We start from the raw sequence: 13827 nt of genomic DNA on the forward strand, positions 1-13827 counted from the left end.
GGCTAATGCGCGAGGTTCTTAAAAAAACATGCACTACATTCGTGCGCAAAAAATCAAAATGCACCATTACAGTGCAATTTTGCAGAGCAGAGCAATCTGTCCCCAGTGGGACGATGCACCATTGCCGTAATCCCGCAGCCGCTGCTGCAGGCCCGCCAGCCGATCGGTATCGGCACACCACTCGAAGGGCAGATACACCTCGGCCTCCACGCGCTCGCCGACGTAGTGAAAAACGGCCGGTGCCGCCTGCGGCACGTCACCGAGCAATGCATCGAGTTCGGCGACCAGCGCCTCACGGCCGGGCAGTGTGCGCCCCAGCGCGGCCATCTGGTCTTCTTCGGTATCCACATGCACCAGCACGTCGAGCACATCCTCATGACGGCTGCGTACCCGATGGCGGGCCAGTTCGGCAATGCGGTGCCCTTCCGACACACTGATCCGCGCATCCACGCGGACGTGGGCATCCACCAGCACCCGATGGGCCATGCGGCGGGTACGCAATTCATGAACATCGATCACGCCGGGGGTCGTCGTCACCGTCTCGCGGATCCTGGCGACCTCATCGGGCTGCACGCCGGTATCGATAAGCTCGCGCAGCGCCTCGTAGCCGAGCATCGCCCCCATGCGCAGGATCATGAAACCGACCAGCGCGGCCCCAAGAGGCTCGAGAAAGCGATAACCGAGCAGGCTGCCGCCAATGCCTACCGCCACCACCAACGACGACGCCGCATCGGCGCGCGCATGCCAGGCATTGGCCACCAGCATCGGTGAACGCAGGCGCTGTGCCACCGCCAGCATGTAGCGGAACAGGCCTTCCTTGCCGGCGAGAGTCAGCAAGGCCATCCACAGCGCCATCGGATGCAGCTGGGGCAAGGACTCCAGGCTTTGCAGGCGAACGGCCGCAGTCAACAAGAATCCGGCCCCGACACCGGCCAAAACCAGCCCCAGCACCAGCGAAGCGGCCGTCTCGTAGCGTCCGTGGCCGTAGGGGTGCAGTTCATCAGCGGGGCTCGCCCCGTGACGGCTCGCGAACAGGACCAGAAAATCGCCGAGCAGGTCGGACAGCGTGTGCATGCCGTCGGCCACCAGGCTCTGGGCGTGGGAGATCAGGCCGACGGTGATCTGCAGCACCGTCAGCACGACATTGACGGCGACGCTGACCCAGGTCGCCCGTTGAGCCTGGCGGGCGCGGTCGGCGTCGAGGGCCTCGTCCGGCGCGGAGACGGGATGAGCTTCGAAAGACATGACTTGCAGCCCGTAGGGCCGGGGGTATACTCGCAAGCCCGCCATTCTAGCCGGATGTCCGCCATGGGAAAATTAAGCGAAACACTCGCCCTCGCGCAGGAACGCGGCCAAGGCCTGAACGTTCCCTACACCGGGAGTCTCACGCCCAAGGAAGCCTGGGAAGTCCTCCAGCTCGCCCCCGGCGCCCGGCTCGTGGATGTGCGCACGCGCGCCGAATGGGACTGGGTCGGGCGTGTGCCGGGCTCCGTCGAGATCGAATGGATGCTCTATCCGGGCAATGAACCGAATCCGCATTTTCTGGCCCAATTCAAGCGCCAGGTCGATCCGGAAGCGCTGGTGATGTTCCTGTGCCGCAGCGGCGCCCGCTCCAATGCGGCCGCCACGCTGGCCGCGGCGTCGGGCTTCACCAATGCCTACAACATCCTGGAAGGCTTCGAAGGCGACAAGGACGCCAACGGGCGCCGCAACACGGTCGGTGGCTGGCGCCATGCCGGCCTGCCATGGAACCAGGGCTGAACCAACAGGACTCAATCGATGCAAGCCGTACCGATCAGTTTCGACCGTTTCAACACCCTCGGCGACGCCGACGCCCATGAGCGCATCCGCGCGGCCCGTGCCCGCCTCGGCGACAAGGCCGTGCTGCTGTGCCACCACTACCAGCGCGCCGACGTGTACCAGTACGCCGACCTGACCGGCGACTCCCTCAAGCTGTCGCGCCTCGCCGCCGAAACCGACGCCGAATACATCGTGTTCTGCGGCGTGCATTTCATGGCCGAAGTGGCGGACATCATGTCCAAGCCGCACCAGCAGGCCATCCTGCCCGACCTCGCCGCCGGCTGTTCGATGGCCGACATGGCCAACCTGGCCAAGGTTGAGCGCTGCTGGCGCGAGCTGTCCGAAGTACTGGACACCCCCGACACACTGATCACGCCGGTCACCTACATCAACTCGGCGGCCGACCTGAAGGCCTTCTGCGGTGAGCACGGCGGCATCGTCTGCACCTCCACCAACGCCCCCACCATCCTCGACTGGGCATTCAAGCAGCGCGAGAAGGTGCTGTTTTTCCCCGACCAGCACCTGGGCCGGTGGACCGGCTTCAACAAGGGCATTCCCCTCGACGAGATGGTGGTGTGGGATCCCGACCAGGAATACGGCGGCCTCAGCGTCGAGCAGATCAAGAAGGCCAAGATCCTACTCTGGAAGGGGCACTGTTCGGTGCACCAGATGTTCCAGCCGGCCCACATCATCAAATTCCGCAACCAGTACCCGGACGGCAAGGTCATCTCCCACCCGGAGAGTGCGCTGGAAGTGTGCCGCCAGTCCGACTTCGTCGGCTCCACCGAGTACATCATCAAGGTCGTCAAGGAATCCGCCCCCGGTACCCGCTGGCTGGTCGGCACTGAACTGAACCTGGTGAACCGTCTCGCCGAGGAAGTAAAGCACGAGGGCAAGATCGTCCAGTTCATGGCCCCGACCGTGTGCATGTGCTCGACGATGCAGCGCATCGACCCGCAGCACCTGGCCTGGACCCTCGAGAACCTCGCCGAAGGAAAGGTGGTCAATCGCATCACGGTGCCCGAACACGAGGCCGCGCTGGCCAAGGTCGCCCTCGAGCGCATGCTCGCAGTATCCTGAGCGCGCCCCTCGCCAGCCCACGACGGCGCCTGCGGGCGCCGTTTTGCATGGAACTGCGCAAGATGCGACAAACCGGCGACAGGCGCAGAATGCAGGAAAAAAGGAGACCGCGATGAGCACCACGCTGCACATCTGCACCTACAACATCCACAAGGGCTTCTCCCAGTTCAACCGTCGCCTGGCCATCCACGAACTGCGCGACCGCCTGCGCCTGCTGGGCGCCGACGTGGTATTCCTGCAGGAAGTCCAGGGCATGCACCTGCGCCACGCCAGCCGCCACCCAGACTGGCCGCAACAGCCACAACATGAATTCCTCGCCCGCGACGTATGGCAGCAGACGGCCTACGGCGGCAATGCGGTATATGACCACGGCCACCACGGCAATGCGATCCTCAGCCGCCATCCCATCCTGTCCCAGGCCAACCAGGACGTCTCCGACCACCGCTTCGAGAGCCGCGGCCTGCTCCATTGCGAGATCCGCGTCGACGGCGTGAAGCAGCCCGTACATTGCGTCTGCGTGCACCTGGGCCTCACCGCCGGCAGCCGGCGCCGCCAGATGGCGGCCCTTGTCAAGCGACTGGACACGCTGGCCCCGAACGGCGCACCGCTGATCATTGCCGGCGACTTCAACGACTGGCGCAACCACGCCGACGACTGCCTGACTGCGCCGCTCGGCTTGACGGAGGTCTTCACGTCGATCCGCGGCCGCCCGGCGCGCAGCTTTCCGAGCACGCTGCCAGTGCTGCGCCTGGACCGCATCTACGTGCGCGGCTTCGCGGTCGACCGGGCCGAGGTGCACTACGGCGCCCCATGGAGCCAGATTTCCGACCACGCGCCACTGACCGCCCAGATCCGTCTCCGCTGACCGCCGCCCCATGAGCACGACCTGGCTGCGCGGCAATGTGCTGACCCTGCTGGAGAACGGAACCGAATTCTTCCCTGCGCTGCAGGCGGCCATCGACGACGCCCGCGACGAGATCCTCCTCGAGACCTACATCTTCGCCCATGACGACATCGGCCGGACGATCGCCGCCGCGCTGACACGCGCCGCCGCCCGCGGCGTCACCGTGCGCCTGCTGGTGGATGGCTTCGGCGGGCGGGAATTCGTCGCCACACTGCTCGAACCGCTGAGCGAGGCCGGCGTCAACGTGCTGATCTACCGCCGCGAGGTCGGCGCCCTACCCTTGCGCCGCCGCCGCTTGCGCCGCCTGCACCGCAAGCTGGCGGTCATCGACGGGCGGATCGCCTTCGTTGGCGGCATCAACATCATCAGCGACTACGAGGCACCGAGCCTTGATGCGCCTCGCCACGATTACGCGGTGCGCATCGAAGGCCCCCTGCTCGGCCCCATCCACGCCGGCGTGCGCCACGTGTGGGAACTGGTCGCCTGGGCTTCCTTCCGCCGGCGGCTGCGTCTGCCGGCCAGCCCGTCCTTCATGCCACAGCCCTGCGGCGACGTCGAGGCCGCCTTCCTGATCCGCGACAACATCCGCCATCGACGCGACATCGAAAATGCCTACCTGCTCGGTATTGCTGGCGCCCGGCGGGAAATCATCCTCGCCAACGCCTATTTCCTGCCTGGCCGCCGCTTCCGCCAGGCCTTGCTGGAAGCGGCACGACGCGGCGTCCAGATCACACTGCTGGTCCAGGGTCTCGCCGATCATCCCCTACAACACCGAGCCACCCGTGCCCTCTACGGCCAATTGCTGGCCGGCGGCCTGCGCATCGTCGAATACCACCGCAGCTACCTGCACGCAAAAGTGGCCGTCATCGACGGGCGCTGGGCCACCGTCGGCTCGTCCAACATCGACCCGTTCAGCCTGCTGCTGGCCCGCGAGGCCAACGTGGTGGTCCGCGACACCGGCTTCGCCGAGCGCCTGCGCAGCCGCCTGACCCAAGCGATCCGCGACGGCGGGCAGGAAATCTCCGCCGCCAGCTGGCAGCGGGGCCCCCGCCTGCAGCGCCTGCTCAACTGGGCAGCCTACGGACTGGTACGGCTGATGATCGGCATTGCCGGCTACGGCAACCACCACTGAAAACGATCCGCACAGCGCCAGACGGCATGGCAGCGGCTACCATACGAGGCTTCCAAGTTTCCGAACTGCCCTGCCGCCATGTATTCCGCCCCCGCCTTCGAAGCCAAGATCTGCCCGCCTGACCACCTGCGCGAGCGGATCGCCGCGCTGCCGCGCCCGCTGGTGTTCACTAACGGCTGCTTCGACATCCTGCACCGCGGCCACGTCACCTACCTGGCCCAGGCCCGCGCCCTCGGCGCGGCGATGGTCGTCGCCCTCAACAGTGACGACTCGGTGCGCCGCCAGGGCAAGGGAGACGACCGGCCGATCAACACGCTGCAAGACCGCCTCGCGGTGATGGCCTCCCTCGGCTGCGTCGATCTGGTCACCTGGTTCGACGAAGACACGCCGATCGCCCGCATTCTCGAATGCCAGCCCGACGTACTGGTCAAAGGCGGCGACTGGGCCCCGGACCGCATCGTCGGCGCCCCCGAAACCCTTGCCCGCGGCGGCAGCGTGCATTCGATCCCTTTCGAACACCAACGCTCCACCACCGCACTACTCGAAAAGATCCGGCGTCTTTAAGCCCGCCGCCGGTGGGCGATTATTTGCATATGCGCTTTCGATCTATGGAATGCTGGCCGCTAGTTCTAGAATGAATTAGAGAAACAATAACCATTTTCCCAACGAGGAGAAACGCCATGCGTATCGCCAACAATGTGGCCGAACTGGTCGGCAACACCCCGCTCGTCAAGCTCAACCGGCTGGCCCCCGCCAACGGCGCCACCCTCGCCCTCAAGCTGGAATTTTTCAATCCAGCTCATAGCGTCAAGGACCGTATCGCCGCGGCAATGCTCGATGCGGCCGAAGCTGCGGGCAAGATCAAGCCCGACACCATCATCCTCGAGCCCACCTCCGGCAACACTGGCATCGGCCTGGCGATGGTCTGTGCGGCGCGCGGCTACAAGTGTGCGTTCGTGATGCCCGAGACCATGAGCCGCGAGCGCAAGCTCCTGCTCAAGGCCTACGGCGCCGAGCTGATCCTGACTCCGGGTCCGGAAGGCATGCCCGGCGCGCTGAAAAAAGCCGCCGAACTGGCTGCCGCCGACGCCCGCTACTTCATCCCGCAGCAGTTCGAGAACCCCGCCAACCCGGCCATCCACCGCCAGACCACGGCCGAGGAGATCTGGGCCGACACCGACGGCCAGGTGGACATCTTCGTGTCCGGCATCGGCACTGGCGGCACCATCACCGGCGTCGGTGAAGTGCTCAAGGAGCGCAAACCGGGCGTCAAGATCATCGCTGTCGAACCCGCCGCCAGCCCGGTGCTGTCCGGCGGCCAGCGCGGCCCGCACCCGATCCAGGGCATCGGCGCCGGCTTCGTGCCGGCCATCCTCAACACCTCGATCTACGACGAGATCGTGCAGGTGCCCAACGACGCCGCCCTCGACACCGCCCGCAAGCTGGCCACCGACGAAGGCCTGCTGGTCGGCATCTCCTCCGGCGCCGCCGTGTGGGCCGCACTGCAGGTGGCCGAGCGGCCGGAGAACGCCGGCAAGCTGGTGGTGGTGATCATCCCGTCCTTCGGCGAACGTTACCTGTCCACCGTGCTCTATCAGCATCTGGAAGTCTGACCCTCCCCTTCAGCGAGATCCCGGCTTGACGACCTTCGACTTCAACACCGGCCCTGAGCGGGCCGGCTCCGACAGCATCAAGTGGCGCCGCTACGCCGGCCACGACGTGATCCCCATGTGGGTAGCGGACATGGACTTCGCTGCCCCGCCGGCGGTACTGGAAGCCCTCCACACGCGCATCGACCACGGCGTATTCGGCTATGCCGATCCGTGGCCCAGCGTAGCCGAGGCGGTCATCGACGGCATCGCCCGCGACCACGCCTGGCAGATCAAGCCGGAGTGGCTGGTGTGGCTGCCAGGGGTTGTCACCGGCTTCAACGTCGCGGTACGCGCGGTCGGCCAGCCGGGTGACGGGGTGTTCACTGCCACGCCGGTCTATCCGCCCTTCCTGCACGCGCCGGGCAATTTCGAGCAGCGCCTGGTCACCACACCGCTGCTCCAGCACGGCACGCGCTGGGAATGGGACTGGAGCCGCACCGAGGCTGCCATGGCCGACGGCGTGCGCCTGTTCATGCTGTGCAATCCGCACAACCCGGTCGGCCGTGTTTTCGACCGGGACGAACTCGGCCGCATCGCCGCGCTGGCGGAACGTCACGATCTCGTGATCTGCTCCGACGAGATCCACTGCGGCTTGGTCCTCGATCCCGCCAAGCCGCACATTCCCATCGCGTCCCTCGACGAGTCCGTGGCTAAACGCACCATCACACTGATGGCGCCGTCCAAGACATGGAACATCCCAGCCCTGTACTGCGCCTTCGCGATCATCCCCGACGCAGGCCTGCGCGCCCGCTACAAGCGCGCGATGGCGGGCATCGTGCCCCACGTCAATGTGCTCGGGCTGGCCGCCACCGAAGTTGCCTACCGGGACTGCGGCCCGTGGCGGGAGGCGCTGATCGGTACCCTGCGCGCCAATGCGGCCCGCGTCGTGGACGTCATCAACCGCCTGCCGGGCCTGGCCACCACGCCCGTCGAAGCTACCTACCTGGCCTGGATCGACTGCCGCGAGTTCCTCGCCGCCCGCGGTATCGCCAATGCAGCGGCCTTTTTCGAAGCCGCTGGCGTCGGCCTGTCCGACGGCAAGGATTTCGGGCTGCCAGGCTTCGTACGCCTCAATTTCGGCTGCCCGCCGGCCCGCCTGGAAGAGGGCCTGGCACGCATACGCCACGCGGTCATTTCCTGAGTTTCATGATCTAGCGCAAGAATCCCGGCTTCCCGGCGCGCATACTTTGTGCGTTGCCACCTGCAGCCGGAGGTTCTTGTGAGTGCTCTCCCTGCCACCCCGACCGCCGCCCTCGACGGCGTTCTTCAGCGCCACGGCCACTACCCGACCGAGTTGCTGCAGATCCTGATCGAAGCTCAGGATCTCGAAGGCTGGCTGCCGGCCCCAACCCTTACCCATATCGCCCAATCGCTGCACATCCCGCGCAGCCGGGTCGAAGGGGTCGCCGGCTTCTACAGTTTTCTCTACACCCTGCCGGTCGGCCGCTACCGGGTGCTGTTCTCGGACAACATCACCGACCGCATGCTCGGCAATGCCGAGTTGATGGATGCCCTGTGCCGCAAGCTGTGGATCGAACCCGGCAAGCTGTCGGAAGACGGCCTGGTGAGCATCGCCACCACCTCCTGCACCGGCCTCTGCGACCAGGGACCGGGCATGCTGGTCAATGGCCGCGCCATCGGCCAGCTGACCCACCGGCGCATCAACGAGATCGCCGAGATGATCCGCCAGCAGCGCCCTCTCGAGCTGTGGCCCGCCGAGTATTTCCAGATCGGCGACAACATCCGCCGCAAGGACAGCCTGCTCAACCTGGACATGAAGCCTGGCGCGGCGCTGGCCGCCGTCATCGAGCTGGGCCGCGAAGGCTGGCTGCAGGAAGTGCAGAAATCCAACCTGCGCGGTCGCGGTGGCGCCGGCTTCGCCACAGCTGTCAAATGGGCCAGCGCCCGCAATGCGTCGGGCGAGCCCAAGATCATCGTCTGCAATGCCGACGAAGGCGAGCCAGGCACCTTCAAGGACCGGGTGCTGCTCAACAGCTACGCCGACCTGATCTTCGAAGGCATGACGCTGGCCGCCTGGGCGGTCGGTGCGTCGGAGGGCTTCCTGTACCTGCGCGGCGAATACCGCTACCTGCTGCCGCAGCTTGAAGCCGTACTGGCCCTCCGCCGCGAGGCCGGCCTGCTCGGCCGCAACATCCTGCACGAGCCCTGCTTCGACTTCGACATCCGCATCCACCTGGGCGCCGGCGCCTACGTCTGCGGCGAGGAAACCGCACTGATCGAATCCCTGGAGGGCAAGCGCGGCACGCCACGGATCCGCCCGCCCTTCCCGGTCACCAAGGGCTACCTGGGCCGCCCGACGGTCGTGAACAACGTCGAGACTCTGGCCAAAACCTGCCTGATCGCCCTCGGCGGCGGCGAGGCCTTCGCTGCCAGCGGCACCGCCCAGTCGGCCGGCACCAAGCTCCTGTCCATCTCCGGCGACTGCGCAGCGCCGGGCATTTACGAATACCCCTTCGGCGTGCCCATCGCCCGCATCCTCGAAGACTGCGGCGCCAGCGACACCCAGGCCGTGCAGGTCGGTGGCGCGGCCGGCGTGTGCCTGGCCGGCTACGAATTCCAGCGCCGTATCGCCTACGAGGACGTCCCCACCGCCGGCGCCTTCATGATCTTCGACGGCAGCCGCGACCTCTTCGACGTTGCCCGCGCCTTTGTGCATTTCTTCGCCCACGAGAGCTGCGGCTTCTGCACCCCGTGCCGGGTTGGCACTTCACTGCTGCAGGGCTTCATGGACAAGCTCGCCGACGGCCACGGCGCCAAGGCCGACCTGGCCGACATCGACTGGCTCGACCGCCTGCTCAAGAACGCCAGCCACTGCGGCCTCGGCAGCGCCGCACCGAACCCGGTGATCGACACGCTGCAGAAATTCCGCCCGGCCTACGAGCGGCGCCTGGTGTCGCTGGATTTCGAACCGGCCTTCGACCTCGATGCAGCCCTAGCCGAAGCCCGCCAGCTCACCGCCCGCGACGACCCCGGCGCCCACCTGCACACTCACGAGGAAGAAGAAAAATGACAAAACAGTTTCTCCTCGACGGCCAGCCGGTTCCCTTCGAGGACGGCCAGACCATCCTCGAAGCGGCCCGCAAAGCCGGCCACTACATTCCCAGCCTGTGCTGGCACCAGGACTTCCCGCCGCACGGCAGCTGCAAGCTGTGCATCGTCAAGGCTGCCGGCCGCCACGTGTCCGCCTGTGCCACACCAGCCAAGGAAGGCTGGGAGGTGGAGAGCAACACCCCGGAGATGAACGGCGAGCGACGCGGCCTGCTGCAAATGCTGTTCGTCGAAGGCAACCACTTCTGCCCATCCTGCGAAAAGAGCGGCAACTGCGAGCTGCAAGCCCTCGGCTACGAGTACGAAATGCTCACGCCGCGCTTCCGCCACTTCTTCCCGGAGCGCCCCGTGGATGCCTCCCACCCGGACATGCTGCTCGACTTCAACCGCTGCATCTTCTGCGAACTGTGCGTGCGCGCCAGCCGCGATGTGGACGGCAAGTCGGTGTTTGCGCTGACCGGCCGCGGCATCCACAAGCACCTGACGGTCAATGCCGAGTCCGGCCGACTGGCCGACACCAACTTCTCGAAGGACGACCTGGCCGCGCGCATCTGCCCAGTTGGCGTGATCCTGCCCAAGGGCCGCGGCTTTGCGGTACCGATCGGCGAACGGACCTTCGATACCGAGACGATCCGCAGCAAGACGCTGAAGGAGGAGGAATCATGAGCCCGGCTCCCGCCCCTGCCCGCAAGCTGCGCGTCGCGACCACCTCGCTGGCCGGCTGCTTCGGCTGCCACATGTCCTTCCTGGACATCGACGAGCATCTGTTCGAACTGGTCGAGCTGGTCGAGTTCGATCGCTCGCCGCTGACCGACATCAAGGACGTCGGCCCCTGCGACATCGGCCTCATCGAAGGTGGGGTCTGCAACGCAGAAAACGTCCACGTCCTGCGCGAGTTCCGCCGCCACTGCAAGACCCTGATCGCCCTCGGTGCCTGCGCGGTCAATGGCGGCCTGCCGGCCCAGCGCAACCACCTGCCGTTGTCCGAATGCCTGCGGGAGGTCTACCAGTTCCGACCTGGCCTCGAGAACGGACAGATCCCCAACGACCCGGAGCTGCCGCTGCCCCTCGACAAGGTGAGGCCGATCCACGAGGTGGTCCGCGTCGATTACTTCCTGCCCGGCTGCCCGCCATCTGGCCCGGCGATCTGGAAATTCCTCACCGACCTGATCGCCGGCCGCACACCTCGGCTGGCGGGCGGACTGCTGCATTACGACTGAGGTTCACACCATGAGCTTCGAACTGGAAACCGCCGCCAACCGGGAGAGCCTGCGCAGAGTCGCCATCGACCCCGTGTCACGGGTCGAAGGCCACGGCAAGGTCACGCTGCTGCTCGACAACGCCGGCCATGTGAAAGAAGCCCGGCTGCACATCGTCGAATTCCGCGGCTTCGAGAAATTCATCCAGGGCCGCCCATATTGGGAAGTGCCGGTGATGGTCCAGCGCCTGTGCGGCATCTGCCCGGTCAGCCACCACCTCGCCGCGTCCAAGGCCCTCGACCCGGTGGTCGGCGCCACACGGATCACCCCCACGGCCGAAAAGATCCGCCGCCTGATGCACTACGGGCAGATCCTGCAGTCCCACGCGCTGCACTTCTTCCACCTGTCCTCGCCGGACCTGCTGTTCGGCTTCGAATCCCCGGTCCACCAGCGCAACATTGTCGGCGTCGCCGCCGCCTATCCCCACGTGGCGAAGGAAGGCGTGCTGCTGCGCAAGTTCGGACAGGAAGTCATCCGCGTCACCGCCGGCAAACGCGTGCATGGCACCGGCGCGATCCCCGGCGGGGTAAACAAGTCAGTCAGCGCAACCGACCGCGACCTGCTGCGCAAGGACGCCGATCAGGTCGTCAGCTGGAGCCGTGACGCGGTGCACCTCGCCCGCCGCCTGCATGAAAGCAACAGCCCGCTGTACGACGAATTCGGTCTGTTCCGAAGCCACCTGTTCAGCCTGGTTCGGGCCGATGGCGCGATGGACCTCTACGACGGCCACCTGCGCCTGCGCGATGCCCGCGGCCAGATCGTCCGTGACGGGCTGCCCTGCACCGACTACGAGCAGCATATCGTCGAGGAAGTGAAGCCCTGGAGCTACATGAAGTTTCCCTTCATCCGGGACCTGGGTCCAGCCAAAGGATGGTACAAGGTCGGCCCGCTGGCCCGCGTACAGAACTGCGACTTCATCCCCAGCCCGCTGGCCGAGGCCGAACGCCAGGACTTCATCGCCCGCGGCGACGGCGAGCCGATACACGCACCGCTGGCCTACCACTGGGCACGGATGATCGAGATGCTGCACGCCGCCGAAGTGGTGCGCGACCTGCTGGACGACCCGAATCTGCTGTCCGACGATCGCCTCACCAGTGGCCCGAAGGGACGCGAAGGGGTCGGCATCATCGAGGCTCCGCGCGGCACACTGATCCACCACTACCGCGTCGGCGAGGACGACCTGATCAGCTACTGCAATCTGATCGTGTCCACCACCCACAACAACCAGGCCATGAACGAGGCCGTGCGCCAGGTCGCCCGCCGCTACCTGGACGGGCGCCAGCTCACCGAAGGCTTGCTGAACCACATCGAGGTGGCGATCCGTGCCTTCGACCCCTGCCTGTCTTGCGCCACCCACGCGCTTGGCAAGATGCCGCTGGCCGTCGAGTTGGTGGATGAACACGGACAACTGGTGGATCGGGCCATCAGTGGAGGGTGAACAATTGCGACTGGTGATCTTCGCCGTCGGCAACCCGTCACGGGGCGACGACGCCCTCGGCCCAACCTTGATGGCCGAACTGGAAAGCTGGAATCTGCCAGACTTGCGCTTGGTCGGCGACTTCCAGCTGCAGATTGAGCATGCTCTCGACCTGGACGACCGGGATCTGGCGCTGTTCATCGATGCAGGCACGGGCACGCCGGCGCCGTTCTCGTTCCGGGAGATCCGCCCCGCTCCTGACCACTCGATCACATCCCACGCGCTGTCGCCAGAAGCTGTCCTGTACGTGTATGGGGAAATCCGCCGGCCACCACCACCGGCCTTCGTGCTGTGCTTGCGAGGTGAGGATTTCCGGCTCGGCGAAGGCCTGAGTCCGGCAGCCAAGTTACATCTGGCAGCAGGCCGGCGTCACCTGCAGGCCTGCCTAGCCAGCGTCGACGCGGAGCGCTGGCGACAGCTGGCGAGCTAGCAGAAGCTCAGGAAAAAGACGATTGAATCCGGTGACGATTACGTCCCGGTCTGCAGCGTGACCGGCTCCCGCCGGCCCGCATATTCACGGATGAGCACGGCGATCGCCCGTGCCGTTTCATCTGGCAGCACGACACTGCCACGCAACTGGGCAGCCAGGATCAAGGTGCCGCCATCGTTCTTGCTACGGCAATCGCGCACCAGCAGCAACTGGTCGCACGGCACCTCGTGCCAAGCCGGCGAACGCGTGTCGATGGAGATGCTCAACGCGTCCTTCGTGGAAGCCAGCCAGCCACGGATCTCATCGGCGAAGGCGGCGCAGGACAACACCCGTTCCGACTCGCCGCAACGTCCAAAACCGCTGGCCCACACCAACTCCTCCTGAAGGCTGGAGCCATCCGGATGCAATACTCCGATAGCGATCCGTTCCGCATCGAGGGCACGCAGCAGCTGCCGCAGCGCGCGCAGGCTGGCGAAGCGCGCATCGTTCAGATGACGCACCAGCGCCGCCCCGGTGATGGCCGCTTCGGTCACAAGGTCACCCACGGGCAACCTCATCTGACAGGTTCATCGATTCCCCTGGCTAAACATATCAGCCACGGCCCAACCCGGTCCGTAGCGCTTGGCCTGCCCCGGCTGAAGGTGGACAGACGCAGGATGGATAGCAACATCAAGCCCTTCAAATAACGACACAAGCATAAACATAAAATATATCATTATTGTTAAATTCTACCGCACAATGGAAATTGTCACATAAGATCCTGACATATACATCTCCTTTCCCCACCCAAACGTCGACACCATCACAGCATGGCCGCATATGGCGCGCCATACCTTGACTGATTTCAATTTCGGACAAATAGGATGGAATCCGGTTCCGGAGATCGATCGTCGGAAACACGCAGCCGGGCCGCGTCTTCTGCCCGTCCGCCGATATCCACCGGACAGCAGCACCAAAAAGATCGGCCCCGACAGCACTAGTCTGCCGGGGCCGATCGATTTCTCTCCTGAGAATTGCCCGAGAG

General features: G+C 65.7%; 14 protein-coding genes. 12 read left to right on the top strand and 2 right to left on the bottom strand.

Annotated features, from left to right (window positions below):
- Nucleotides 1-66 precede the first annotated feature (66 nt).
- The gene (locus AC1PQG_RS21285; protein WP_481119740.1) at nt 67-1245 is read right to left on the bottom strand and encodes a cation diffusion facilitator family transporter; all 1179 of its coding nucleotides are present in this window, start codon (nt 1243-1245) and stop codon (nt 67-69) included.
- A 63-nt stretch (nt 1246-1308) separates the two neighbouring features.
- Here AC1PQG_RS21285 and AC1PQG_RS21290 point away from each other — a divergent pair, with 63 nt between their 5' ends.
- The 12 genes from AC1PQG_RS21290 to AC1PQG_RS21345 all read left to right on the top strand — a co-directional run bounded on the left by AC1PQG_RS21290 (nt 1309) and on the right by AC1PQG_RS21345 (nt 12803).
- Nucleotides 1309-1761, top strand: a complete 453-nt coding sequence (locus AC1PQG_RS21290) for a rhodanese-like domain-containing protein (RefSeq protein WP_481119741.1) — start codon at nt 1309-1311, stop codon at nt 1759-1761.
- Between the two features lie 18 nt (nt 1762-1779).
- Entirely contained in the window at nt 1780-2880 is a 1101-nt protein-coding gene (nadA, locus tag AC1PQG_RS21295; RefSeq protein ID WP_481119742.1) for a quinolinate synthase NadA, read from the top strand.
- Between the two features lie 112 nt (nt 2881-2992).
- Entirely contained in the window at nt 2993-3745 is a 753-nt protein-coding gene (locus AC1PQG_RS21300; RefSeq protein ID WP_481119743.1) for an endonuclease/exonuclease/phosphatase family protein, read from the top strand.
- 10 nt (nt 3746-3755) lie between these two features.
- Nucleotides 3756-4916 (top strand): cardiolipin synthase ClsB, encoded by a 1161-nt coding sequence (gene clsB, locus AC1PQG_RS21305; RefSeq protein ID WP_481119744.1) that lies wholly within the window; start codon nt 3756-3758, stop codon nt 4914-4916.
- 78 nt (nt 4917-4994) lie between these two features.
- The gene (gene rfaE2, locus AC1PQG_RS21310; protein WP_481119745.1) at nt 4995-5480 is read left to right on the top strand and encodes a D-glycero-beta-D-manno-heptose 1-phosphate adenylyltransferase; all 486 of its coding nucleotides are present in this window, start codon (nt 4995-4997) and stop codon (nt 5478-5480) included.
- Nucleotides 5481-5596: 116 nt separating this feature from the next.
- Entirely contained in the window at nt 5597-6529 is a 933-nt protein-coding gene (cysK, locus tag AC1PQG_RS21315) for a cysteine synthase A (protein ID WP_481119746.1), read from the top strand.
- Between the two features lie 25 nt (nt 6530-6554).
- Nucleotides 6555-7709, top strand: coding sequence for a MalY/PatB family protein (locus AC1PQG_RS21320; RefSeq protein WP_481119747.1), 1155 nt, complete (start codon nt 6555-6557; stop codon nt 7707-7709).
- Between the two features lie 78 nt (nt 7710-7787).
- Nucleotides 7788-9599, top strand: coding sequence for an NAD(P)H-dependent oxidoreductase subunit E (locus tag AC1PQG_RS21325; protein WP_481119748.1), 1812 nt, complete (start codon nt 7788-7790; stop codon nt 9597-9599).
- Entirely contained in the window at nt 9596-10303 is a 708-nt protein-coding gene (locus AC1PQG_RS21330) for a 2Fe-2S iron-sulfur cluster-binding protein (protein WP_481119749.1), read from the top strand. Before AC1PQG_RS21325 ends, AC1PQG_RS21330 begins: the two co-directional genes overlap by 4 nt.
- Entirely contained in the window at nt 10300-10857 is a 558-nt protein-coding gene (locus tag AC1PQG_RS21335; protein ID WP_481119750.1) for an NADH-quinone oxidoreductase subunit B family protein, read from the top strand. Before AC1PQG_RS21330 ends, AC1PQG_RS21335 begins: the two co-directional genes overlap by 4 nt.
- Before the next feature lie 10 nt (nt 10858-10867).
- Nucleotides 10868-12334: a Ni/Fe hydrogenase subunit alpha gene (locus AC1PQG_RS21340; RefSeq protein ID WP_481119751.1), complete on the top strand. Its 1467-nt coding sequence runs from the start codon at nt 10868-10870 to the stop codon at nt 12332-12334.
- On the top strand, nt 12291-12803 hold the full coding sequence (locus AC1PQG_RS21345) for a hydrogenase maturation protease (RefSeq protein WP_481119752.1): 513 nt from the start codon (nt 12291-12293) through the stop codon (nt 12801-12803). The genes AC1PQG_RS21340 and AC1PQG_RS21345 overlap by 44 nt, the downstream gene beginning before the upstream one ends.
- Nucleotides 12804-12841: 38 nt before the next feature.
- Here the strand turns inward: AC1PQG_RS21345 and AC1PQG_RS21350 are convergent, their stop codons facing one another.
- Nucleotides 12842-13348 carry a hypothetical protein gene (locus AC1PQG_RS21350; protein ID WP_481119753.1) on the bottom strand — a complete coding sequence of 169 codons (507 nt, stop codon included), beginning with the start codon at nt 13346-13348 and terminating at the stop codon, nt 12842-12844.
- Nucleotides 13349-13827: the final 479 nt, after the last annotated feature.

The sequence above is a fragment of the Zoogloea sp. GDB6 genome (assembly GCF_056724105.1).

What these genes read in the sequence shown, in the direction of transcription:
- AC1PQG_RS21340 (WP_481119751.1), top strand. Translation starts at nt 10,868, where the DNA reads ATGAGCTTCGAACTGGAAACCGCCGCCAACCGGGAGAGCCTGCGCAGA.
- rfaE2 (WP_481119745.1), top strand. Translation starts at nt 4,995, where the DNA reads ATGTATTCCGCCCCCGCCTTCGAAGCCAAGATCTGCCCGCCTGACCAC.
- AC1PQG_RS21335 (WP_481119750.1), top strand. Translation starts at nt 10,300, where the DNA reads ATGAGCCCGGCTCCCGCCCCTGCCCGCAAGCTGCGCGTCGCGACCACC.
- AC1PQG_RS21300 (WP_481119743.1), top strand. Translation starts at nt 2,993, where the DNA reads ATGAGCACCACGCTGCACATCTGCACCTACAACATCCACAAGGGCTTC.
- AC1PQG_RS21290 (WP_481119741.1), top strand. Translation starts at nt 1,309, where the DNA reads ATGGGAAAATTAAGCGAAACACTCGCCCTCGCGCAGGAACGCGGCCAA.
- nadA (WP_481119742.1), top strand. Translation starts at nt 1,780, where the DNA reads ATGCAAGCCGTACCGATCAGTTTCGACCGTTTCAACACCCTCGGCGAC.
- AC1PQG_RS21345 (WP_481119752.1), top strand. Translation starts at nt 12,291, where the DNA reads ATGAACACGGACAACTGGTGGATCGGGCCATCAGTGGAGGGTGAACAA.
- AC1PQG_RS21330 (WP_481119749.1), top strand. Translation starts at nt 9,596, where the DNA reads ATGACAAAACAGTTTCTCCTCGACGGCCAGCCGGTTCCCTTCGAGGAC.
- AC1PQG_RS21285 (WP_481119740.1), bottom strand. Translation starts at nt 1,245, where the DNA reads ATGTCTTTCGAAGCTCATCCCGTCTCCGCGCCGGACGAGGCCCTCGAC.
- clsB (WP_481119744.1), top strand. Translation starts at nt 3,756, where the DNA reads ATGAGCACGACCTGGCTGCGCGGCAATGTGCTGACCCTGCTGGAGAAC.
- cysK (WP_481119746.1), top strand. Translation starts at nt 5,597, where the DNA reads ATGCGTATCGCCAACAATGTGGCCGAACTGGTCGGCAACACCCCGCTC.